Below are 9,466 nucleotides of genomic sequence, written 5' to 3'. Positions count from 1 at the left end.
TTTTCTGGGCAACGGTTAGATAATGGATGGGCAACAAACAATTACGAAAAATTGATAGTAAATAATCAATTTTACGGGAAATGTGATATTGTTTTTATTGGGTTTGGTATTAATGATGCAAGTTCTAATAATACTAACGTATTAAATGACACACTAATTCAAACAAATTTATTAATAGATAAAATAAAAAAATCAGGTGCACTACCAATTTTATTAACATGTAACGTTGTTCGTTCAAGATTGACTGGACATGGTGATAATAAATTATTAAAAATAGAGCGACTGAATAATCTCAAAAAATACATAGCAAAAATGCGAAACATTCCTATTTTTGACTTAGATACAGCAATGAAAAATTGGATGCAAAAAAACACAGATAAATATAATTATGCTGATTTACAACCAGATAAAACTCATTGGGGAGATTTAGGGCATCAATATCAAGCGAGTTGGTTAGCTAATATACTATTTAATAATATAGTAAAAATAGACAGTAATAATACATATGAAAGCATTTATTTTTTAGATCCAAGGTCTAATTCACCGATTGGCAGTGATGCTATGTCTACAACAACAAATGCTAAGTTTGGGGTAAATCCATTTGTTTTATCATCTAAATTTGATTGTAGAAATCAAATACTGATGGACATCTGGGTATGGTGTGAGCACGTTGACGCATCAATTATTTACAGAATGCTATTAAATGATGCGAATGACTCAATAATAAAAATAACTGACATATTAACGGGTAATATCATTAAAACAACACCAGGTTTTTTATCATTTCAATTTAACGATTATAGTACGGTTGATGCGCCCCATTATATAGGACAATTAAAATATGGGTTAAATCGGATTCAATTAGTTGGAGATAATAATATTGTTACCGGGGTATTGTTTGGTCATTTTGATTTTGTTGCAAATTATCAAGCAAAATTGGTAAACAAAAATATATTACAAAATACGGGTATTTTTCGAGATTATAAAACATTAATAGCACCAATAGCAGAACCGTCACGAATTGTATCATTTCAATTTTCACCGGACATTTACGACAACTATGGAACAAATGTTATACAATTATTCAATAAAGATAAAATAACAAATATTTATTTGGAAGGAATGTTTGCTAATGGAACTGGTATTTTTTTAGTTCAAGCAAATGGGAGAAGAAAAAATACGATAAATGGTATTATACTTTTTGGATTTGGCGCTACTGTTTCAATCTATGTTCATCGCTATAACACGGAAACGAAAGAATCAAATTATACCAAAATTGGAGATTCTGTGGCCGTTAGTGTTGATAGTGATGGGAAACACTGCATTAAATTGAGAGCGTATTTTAATCAAAATGGCTATGCAACAATAGATTTTTATCAGAATGAATCACAGATAAAAACAATATCGTGGGAAGGTGTAACAAATAGTATTCCGCCAATATCTGGTGTTGCTGGTAATATCTATCGATACTGTGGCGCAGGGTTGACTCAAGAAATGAATGTTGAGTTAAGTCGATTTGAGGTTTGGTATACAGATCGTTAAAAAGAAATTTATTTTCTTATATTGAAACTGATGCAAAATGCAATTATCAATTGATTTATCATTTAATTATCGCGTTTTGCATCACGGAGCCTTATAAAAGCTGGCAAAGAGGCACAAATGAAAACACCAATGGCTTAATACGTCAGTTTATACCTAAGTCAGCGGCCATTTCAGTAGTTGACGACAAACAGATAAAGAAAATACAATATCTATTGAACACACGCCCAAGAAAACGGCATAAGTTTAAAAGCCCTGCCGATTTTTATTCTAAGGAGCTAAGAAGAATTGCTCTTCATGGTGTAATCTAGGATTTTATTATTGACGAATTAAATTGTCTCCATAACCTATCCATTTATAGGTAGTTAAAGCTTCGAGTCCCATTGGTCCGCGTGCATGTAGTTTTTGTGTACTAACTGCTACTTCTGCACCTAATCCAAATTGCCCACCATCAGTAAAACGTGTTGATGCATTGACATAAACTGCAGCTGCATCAACCTGATTTACGAACTGTTCTGCATTAAGCAAGTTACGCGTGAGAATGGACTCCGAATGACCCGTACCATACTCGCGGATATGTTCTACAGCCAATTCAAGTGAATCAACAATGATCACGTTTAAATCTTTTGATAACCATTCTTGTCGTAATTCTTCATTTTTTACTGGTAGGATAGTTGCATTACCTGTTTTTAATATGTCATAACAGTTTTGGTCAGTATGTAATACGACGTTATTATCTGCCATGACCTGACAAAGTTTTGGCAAAAACTGCTCCGCAATATTTCGGTGGACTAGTAACGTTTCAAGCGTATTACAAGTGCTTGGACGCTGAGTTTTGGCGTTGACAATAATTGGTAGAGCATTATCAATATCAGTACTTTCATCAACAAAAATGTGACAGACTCCAATACCACCTGTAATGACGGGTATTGTTGAATGTTCACGACATAATTTATGTAAAGATGCACCACCTCGGGGGATAATCATATCGATATACTTATCGAGTTTAAGTAACTCATGAATATATTTACGATCAGGATTATTAATATATTGAACAGCTGTCTGGGGTAAACCAACTTGTTTTAACGCTTTTTGAATAACAGAAATTGTGGCCATATTAGTATTGATTGTTTCTTTACCCCCGCGAAGTATTGCGGCATTGCCTGTTTTTAAACAAAGAGCTGTAATATCAATGGTTACATTTGGTCGAGCCTCGTAAATCGCACCAATAACGCCAAGTGGTACTCTGTGACGGTGTAACTTTAAACCGTTTTCTAAAGTAGAACCATCAATGATTTGACCAATAGGATCAGTTAATGAAATGATTTTACGGACATCATTGGCAATAGATGATAGTCGCTTGGGTGTTAAGAGTAGACGATCTAAAATGGCTTCGTTTAAATTTTGTTTTTTCGCCGCTTGGATGTCCTTTTCATTTGCAATGAGTATACTTGCGCTATGCTGTTCTAATAAATCAGCAATAACCATCAAAATGTTGTTTTTCATTGCGGTAGGACATTGTGCTAGTTGATATGAAGCAAGTTTAGCCGTTTTAGCCATTTGTTGTAACATTATTATCACCACTATTTTATATTACTATTTGGTTGTTTTATATTATTTATTTCTTTTAATAATGATTGCTTATCATCAGTCATACAATTTAAATCTATCAAAATTTGATTATAAGAAGTATTTTGTTTATAGTCTATTTTTAACTTACTATTTTTTTCCTACTGTTATATAAGTTTTACCTAAAATAATGTATTTTTACGAACCGCATAGTAATAAATAAAAAATAACGAAAACTATAGATAACAGAATAATAATATTTTTATATATTTATCGTTGATAAAATACCAAGTATTGATTTTCTGTTTGCCAGTTATTTGAATAATTATTAACTTCAATATTCAATTCTATTCCCTTTTGTTTGATAGTAATATTCATTAATTAAATATTAATTTTAGTATTTTCATTATTAATCTATCTTTATAAATAATATAAATTTCTTAATTTATCTTGTCGATAGTGATGAATATCCTGTTTCCATTAAGTTATTTTTTTATTTATAAAAATGGTATATAGCGTATCTAATAGTTCCTTTTTGGGACTATTTTCAAGAACATTTAAATTAATCTTTAGAATTGATTCTTCATTTGTCATTCTATTACAATAACTAATTTGTATTTTTTTACATTCGTACTTAACAAATTTTATTTCATCAAAAAGTACACTAATCTGACTTTCTAAAAGGGTTGTTCTTAACGTAATATAATCGGCTCCAATTTCGATATAAATCATATAGTATTGCAAAATAGAAAAAATGATTGATGTTAAGGAGATTCCTAGGTATATATGTAATGTTTGAGGAAGAGTTAATAATAGAAAACTTGTAATTATAAGTATAATGATTTTCAATTTAATCAAACGCCGAGCATAAAATTTTAAACACATTGAATTGTTGACTCGATATTTTTTCACTTAAAAGTGCCTCGTATTTCTATTTTAGTAAGTTGCGTCTTTCATTTAATAGTTCCTTATTTCTTTGATCGATTATATTTCTTCCACCAAAAATACTAATTAACCCTAAAGGAATAAAAAAGATACTACCAATAATAATTAATACACCACCGAGATTTTTGTTGATTATTGTAGCAACTAATCCTAAAGTAGCAATGCATACAAAAATAAGTGAAAATGGTAAAATTATTTTAGATATTTCATCTCCTTCCAATAAATAAAAACTTAACACTGCTAACCAATTAGCAATTATACCTCCAATAGCTAATCCCATAATTTTCCTTTCTTGTTGTTTATTATTTATTTTATTATCATATCATCACGGTGAACAGCAACGTGACCATATTCATAGCCAATAATTTGACTAATTTCTTGAGAATGATGCCCAGCAATTTGCCTTAAAGCATCACTGTTATAACGACTGACACCTTGCGCAATACGTTTGCCAAATTTGTCGCAAATATCAATAACTTCACCGCGAGAAAAATCTTTCTCTACGCTGATAATCCCTTTAGGTAATAGCGAACTACCATTATTTAAAATCGCATTAACAGCACCATCATCTAATAACACTTTGCCTGCTTTTGGTGCACCAAACAACCAGTGTTTACGATGTTCTAATGGTGTTTTTTGTGGTGAAAAATGTGTTCCAATCGGTTTATTATTGACAATATCAATAATAATATTTGGTTTATTTCCTGCAGCGATAATAACTTCTATGCCTGCACTTCCAGCTACCTCAGCTGCTTGTAATTTTGTGCTCATGCCACCTGTGCCAAGCCCTGAAACACTACCACCGGCGATACTTCGCAAATTATCGTCAATATGATCAATTTTATGAATTAACTTGGCATTTTTATCAGCTCTTGGATCGGCAGTATAAAGACCTTCAATATCGGTTAATAAAATCAACTTATCCGCTTCGGCTAAAATGGCAGCTAGTGCTGATAAATTATCATTATCGCCAACTTTAATTTCTGCGGTTGCAACAGCATCATTTTCATTGATAACAGGAACGATATGATTATCTAACATTGCTTTTAAAACGTCTTGGGCATTTAAAAATCTTTCACGATCTTCAAGGTCTGCACGGGTAAGTAACATTTGACCAATATAGATCTTATAGATAGAAAATAGCTGTTCCCAAAGTTGAATAAGCTTACTTTGTCCAACAGAAGCGAGTAATTGCTTTGAAGCAACAGTATTAGGTAGGGTAGGGAAGTTAAGATATTCGCGCCCAGCTGCAATTGCACCAGATGTAACAATGATAATTTTATGTCCATCTTGATGTAGACTTGCGCATTGTCTTATCAACTCAACTATTTGTGCTCGATCAAGTTGTTTTGTTCCACCTGTTAGTACACTGGTGCCTAATTTAATAACCACGGTTTGTTGTTTTTTAATAGTCATAGCATATTCTTATTTTTTCACGTTATATAACAGACTTCATCCAATTTACTGATTGTGTTAATGCCTGATGCAAACTTTTTTGTAACTGTGTTTTAGGTACAGTTATTACTTTATTTTGTTTGATTGAATGAATTAATTTTGCTTCACAAAGATCGCTTAACTTATCATCCTTAAAGATGATATTCATAACAGGCACATGGCAAGCATGAGTTAAAAGTCCTTGATTTTTTAGTGAAAAATATTTTAATTCTGCTGCCAATTGTTGGTTGGATATTGAAGGTAATCCCAAACGGCTAGCTAACATATCTTTATAACTATCTGGTAGATTTTTTTGCAGATCTTTATCAACAAAAATTTGATGAATAAACGGAGTAAAGTTAAATACGCCTTTTATTTTATTTGGCATCAAATAAGCTAAACGTGTGGCAATATGCGAACCAAATCTAAATCCAGCAACAACAATTCGATGATCATCTATCCATGGAACAGAAGACAACTGCTCTAATATAGCTTGATGAATTTGGCTACTATTTTGTGATAAAGCAAAGTTACGGCTATAACCAACAGTTGGTAGATCAACAGTTAGCATGGCAAATCCATGCGGCGCTAAAAATTCACTAAAATAACGATAATAATCGATCTGCAAATTGCCTAACGCATTACAAATCAACACAACAGGGCAAGTCCCTTCGCATTTTGGTAAATGTAAAATTGTTTTGACACTACGATTATCGACTTTAAATTCCAGTTCTTTTATCAAAAATGGCGAAAATTGAAGAGCTTTTGCATAATACTGATAAGCGCATGTTTGGGCATACATTGCTAGTTGGTCATTTTTAAAATGAGGATAACTAGCAATACTTGCATATATGCTGGCTATGAGATAATAATTGTGTAAATTATTTTTATTTTCATCTATAAGATTTGCTTCATCAATTGATTCAGCTTTAGCTTGCCATACTGCCGCTTGATTTAAAAATTCATAGACCCAGTTGCCAGATTGATAACCAACAACAGTGTCTAGCCAGGTATCATTTGTGTGGTGTCGAGTTGAAGCGGCAATTTTTGATAAAACCGCTTCAGCCTCTAATTTGGGTAATCCACGCCAATGCCACAAAATGGGATTAATAATTCGATACCATCTGGAGTCAACTTCCCCATCTAAGGCGCTAATGCTACTACCATTACTATTATCAATGCGATTGATAAGTGTTGAAGTTTCAGGATAATCAAATTGTGGTTTAAATATCTGTTCAGTTAGATTTTCGGTAGTTGCCATAACAACCTTAACTTCCTTATCAATTATTTATGATCGCTAATAGGTTTAACAAACATAACACCTGTATCCCATGGCTGTTCAATCCAAGTATCTTGTGCAATATCGACAACATAATCATCAACAAGTGGTTTACCAGCAGGTTTTGCAAAAATAGTTACGAAGTGAGCTTTAGGGTACATTTCGCGAATTGTATGAGCAGTGTTACCAGTGTCAACTAAATCATCAACAACAATAAAACCTTCACCATCGCCATTAGCTTGTTTTAATATTAGTTTTTCACGTTGATGATCATGATCATAACTTGAAATACAAACGGTATCGACATAGCGAATACTTAATTCGCGCGCTAAAATTGCCGCTGGAACTAATCCACCACGACTAACGGCAATAATACCTTTCCATTGATTTGCAGGTAATAAGCGTTCAGAAAGTTGGCGCCCATAGGATTGCAACATTTCCCAAGTAACATTGAATTTTTTCTTTTCAGCAATAAGTTCTGCTTTATGTTGTTTTTTGGCTTGGATTTCTTCTTCTGTTAATAAAATTTGATCTGTTGACATTGAGTAACCTGCAATTTTAATCGATTGTATGAATAAATAAATATTAATGAACTAAAAATAGATGTAAAATTGCACCTTATTATAATGCGATTCAATAAAAAAAACCACTCATTAATTTATTATATACTTAATATTGAGGTTATATTATGCTTTCTATTTTAACGCCTAAATTTGTTTGGCAGATTTTTAATGATATCTGTAAAATTCCGCACCCATCTCACCATGAACAAATGATAACTAAATATATCGTCGATTTTGCTAAAACTCATGGTATTGATTGCAAACTTGATAAAGTAGGTAATATTTTGTTAAGTAAACCTGCTACCAAAGGTATGGAAGAGTGCCCATCAATTGCATTACAGGCTCATATGGATATGGTACCACAAAAAAATGAAGGTACTAGTCACGACTTTTTAACTGACCCAATTCAAGCTTATGTTGATGGCGAATGGGTAAAAGCCAAAGGAACGACATTAGGTGCTGATAATGGCGTTGGGTTAGCATCTGCATTAGCTGTTTTAATTGATCCTGCTGTTGAACATGGACCAATTGAAGTATTGATAACAGTATCAGAAGAAACTGGTATGCACGGTGCCTTTGGTTTACAACCTAATTGGCTGAAAAGTCACTATCTAATTAATACTGATTCTGAAGATGAAGGCGAAATATTTACAGGTTGTGCTGGCGGCGTTGACTTTACTACAACCTTTGCTGTTACTTATGCAGTAATGCCAGAAAAGCATGATTGTTATATGAACATTTCACTTAAAGGATTAAAAGGGGGGCATTCAGGTTGTGATATTCATCTTGGTCGTGGAAATGCAATTAAATTGATGGCTCGCTTTTTAGCGCAATATGCACAAGATATTTCGTTTAGATTAGCTGATATAAAAGGTGGTTCACTACGTAATGCGATCCCAAGAGAAGCCTTTATTGAAATTACACTAAATAAACAAGAACTGCCAAAATTAGAAGCCATTGTTAAACAGTATCAAACAATTTTACATAGTGAGTTAGGTCATGTAGAACCTGCTATCGAAATAACGTTATCGGAAGTTGAATCAAACAAAGTAAAACGCGTATTAACTACAGAACATCAAAATAAAATCATAAGCTGGTTAAATTCAGCGCCTAATGCTGTAGTTAGAATGAGTGATCAACTTCATGGTGTGGTTGAAACATCGCTCAATTTAGGTATTGTTAGTATTGAGGACAATCAACTTAATGTCCATTTTCTTATTCGTTCTCAAGTCGATAGCGCTAAAGATGCAGTGGTATCAACATTGACATCACTTAGCCAATTAGCAGATGCTAATTATGAAATAAGTGGAGGTTATTCAGGTTGGGAACCTAATTTAGATTCACGGCTTTTAAAGCTTGCTAAAGATAAATATCACGAAATTTTTTCTCAGAAAGCTAAAATAATGGTGATTCATGCAGGGCTTGAATGTGGTTTATTTAAACAAAGTTATCCAAATATGGATATGATATCAATTGGACCAACGATTGTTTCGCCGCATTCACCAGATGAAAAAGTTAACATTCAAAGTGTTTATCGTTATTGGGAATTATTGATAGCGATATTAAAATCAGCAACTTTATTAAAATAATCCAACACCTCACCTGCCGATCTTTATCGGCAGGCATTTCGAACAGATTACTCGTGTTTATATTCCTGGATTCAAACATGAAGTGCAATTTTAAACACGGTGGAGTGAAGAAAGTAGAAAGGTGATTTATACTAGCACCTTCGCACCACCACAGTTTGGAGATTGCTATGTATTATAATCACCTTTCTAGGAAGGAAAGATACCAGATTTTCGTATTATTACAAGCTGGAAAGAATATAAAAAGAGATAGCCCAGCTACTCAATAGACTTCCTTCGACAATAAGTCGAGAGATAAAAAGAAACTCAAAACCTAATCAAGCCTATCAAGCACATGATGCGGTAACCCTAGCTAGGAAAAGGCGAAAAAACAGCGGTAATGGTAAGCCAATAGAGTCTTCGGTATGGCGCCAAGTTGAAAAATACCTCATGCTTTATTACAGCCCAGAGCAGATTGCTGCACGTTTAAAGAAAGTCAGCGTCCAATCAATCTATAACTATCTTTATCAAAATAAAGCGCGCTATGAACAATTCAAACCTTATCTAAGGCG

9 protein-coding genes are annotated in these 9,466 nt (G+C 33.1%); 4 read left to right on the top strand and 5 right to left on the bottom strand.

The window, feature by feature from the left end; all coding sequences use genetic code 11:
- Together A9G37_RS12805 and A9G37_RS12505 are read left to right on the top strand one after the other, a co-directional pair.
- On the top strand, positions 1 to 1,542 hold a 1,542-nt coding region (locus A9G37_RS12805), incomplete at its 5' end, for an SGNH/GDSL hydrolase family protein (RefSeq protein ID WP_176701853.1).
- A gap of 50 nt (positions 1,543 to 1,592) precedes the next feature.
- A complete protein-coding gene (locus tag A9G37_RS12505; protein ID WP_141671040.1) occupies positions 1,593 to 1,850 on the top strand; it encodes an IS30 family transposase in 258 nt (85 codons plus the stop codon).
- Positions 1,851 to 1,857: 7 nt separating this feature from the next.
- Here A9G37_RS12505 and proA read toward each other — a convergent pair whose 3' ends face one another.
- From proA to gpt, 5 genes are all read right to left on the bottom strand, one after another.
- Positions 1,858 to 3,111, bottom strand: coding sequence for a glutamate-5-semialdehyde dehydrogenase (gene proA, locus A9G37_RS03815; RefSeq protein ID WP_065574671.1), 1,254 nt, complete (start codon positions 3,109 to 3,111; stop codon positions 1,858 to 1,860).
- 928 nt (positions 3,112 to 4,039) lie between these two features.
- Positions 4,040 to 4,333, bottom strand: coding sequence for a hypothetical protein (locus tag A9G37_RS03805; RefSeq protein ID WP_065574669.1), 294 nt, complete (start codon positions 4,331 to 4,333; stop codon positions 4,040 to 4,042).
- Positions 4,334 to 4,359: 26 nt separating this feature from the next.
- Entirely contained in the window at positions 4,360 to 5,463 is a 1,104-nt protein-coding gene (gene proB, locus A9G37_RS03800; RefSeq protein WP_141671041.1) for a glutamate 5-kinase, read from the bottom strand.
- A gap of 28 nt (positions 5,464 to 5,491) precedes the next feature.
- A complete protein-coding gene (locus A9G37_RS03795) occupies positions 5,492 to 6,748 on the bottom strand; it encodes an alpha/beta hydrolase (RefSeq protein WP_065574668.1) in 1,257 nt (418 codons plus the stop codon).
- A 23-nt stretch (positions 6,749 to 6,771) separates the two neighbouring features.
- Positions 6,772 to 7,308: a xanthine phosphoribosyltransferase gene (gene gpt / locus A9G37_RS03790; protein WP_081296839.1), complete on the bottom strand. Its 537-nt coding sequence runs from the start codon at positions 7,306 to 7,308 to the stop codon at positions 6,772 to 6,774.
- Positions 7,309 to 7,454: 146 nt separating this feature from the next.
- Here gpt and A9G37_RS03785 point away from each other — a divergent pair, with 146 nt between their 5' ends.
- Positions 7,455 to 8,918: an aminoacyl-histidine dipeptidase gene (locus A9G37_RS03785; RefSeq protein ID WP_034915091.1), complete on the top strand. Its 1,464-nt coding sequence runs from the start codon at positions 7,455 to 7,457 to the stop codon at positions 8,916 to 8,918.
- Between the two features lie 246 nt (positions 8,919 to 9,164).
- A partial coding sequence (locus tag A9G37_RS13475) for a transposase (RefSeq protein WP_442903137.1) occupies positions 9,165 to 9,466 on the top strand: 302 nt, incomplete at its 3' end.

The sequence above is a fragment of the Gilliamella sp. GillExp13 genome, from assembly GCF_001690815.1.
Lineage (GTDB): Bacteria > Pseudomonadota > Gammaproteobacteria > Enterobacterales > Orbaceae > Gilliamella > Gilliamella bombi.
This window is presented reverse-complemented; position numbering and strand designations above follow the sequence as displayed.